Here is a 1,122-nt window from a genome sequence, read left to right on the forward strand (position 1 = left end):
CGCCGCGCGCGCTCCGCGCCGCCGAGGTGCCGCGCGGGTCCGGTACCCGTCGGGTGCGCGCCGTCACGGCTTCCGCCCCTCGACGAGCTTGGGCAGGTCCTTCGTGTAGTCGTCGGCGGTCGCCTGCTCGCCGTACAGGACGTAGCCCTTGTCGGTTTTCGGCGAGAAGGCGACGACCTGGGTGCCGTGGGTCGAGACGGTCTTGCCGTTCTTGTCCTTGTGCGTCGGCTCGACGCTGATGCGGAGCTGGCGGGCGCCGGCCTGGATGGTGTCGAAGTCGCCGGTGAGGCCGGTGAAGTCGGGGTCCTGGCCCTTGAGCCAGGAGCCGAGCGCCTTCGGGGTGTCGCGCTTCGGGTCGGTCGTGACGAAGACGACCTGGAGCTTGGCGCGCTCGCCTCCGGCGGGCCCCTTCGCGTACGTACGCCGTGCCTCAGAACGTCCCGAGCTTGATCAGTGAGAGCAGCGCCACGAGCTGGATCGCGCTCGCGCCCAGGGCGCGGGGCCAGGCGAGGTCGTGCGAGCGGCTCACCATCGACGTGAAGAGGAAGCCCGCGGCGATCCAGGTGATCCAGCCGACGACCTGCACGAACGAGGCGTCACCGCCCGCGAACATGGCGATGATCAGGCGTGGCGCGTCCGTCAGCGTCATGATCAGCATCGACAGGCCCACGGTCGGCTGCCAGGAGCCGTCGCCGCCGAGCTGACGGGCCACGGTGTGCGTGACGACGCCGAGCACGAAGGCGCTCACCGTGATCATGACCGCCGCGCTGAGCACGTACGGGACGGCCGTGCTGAGCTGCGCGTGGATGACGTCGTCGCGGGCCTCGTCGAAGCCGAAGATCGCGAGCAGCCCGTAGATCAGCGTGACGACGAGTGCCGGGCCCCAGACCGCGTAGTCGCGCATCCGCTGGAAGGTCTGGTTCGGGCGCAGGACGATGCCGCTGAGCAGGTCCTGCCAGCGCAGCCTCGGGCCCGAGGGTGCCGCGGGGGGCGGGGGCGCGCCGTGCCCGTAGGGGTCCTCGCCGATCGCGAACGCCTGCGTGTGGCCGGGGTTGTCGTGCCGGGCCGAGGAGGGGTACGGGGCCTGTGCGGGGCCCGGGTAGCCGTAGCCGCCGTCGCGGG

Annotated in this window: 1 protein-coding gene and 1 pseudogene; both read right to left on the reverse strand. The window is 71.8% G+C overall.

All coding sequences use genetic code 11. The features are described from left to right. Positions 1-63: 63 nt before the first annotated feature. Positions 64-393, reverse strand: a pseudogene (locus SSBG_RS31255) (SCO family protein); the annotation flags it as partial. Positions 394-430: 37 nt separating this feature from the next. Then, positions 431-1,122 (reverse strand): Yip1 family protein (locus SSBG_RS15410; protein ID WP_008747027.1); only part of this gene is annotated, 692 nt, incomplete at its 5' end.

The organism is Streptomyces sp. SPB074, from assembly GCF_000154905.1.
Taxonomy (GTDB): Bacteria; Actinomycetota; Actinomycetes; order Streptomycetales; family Streptomycetaceae; genus Streptomyces.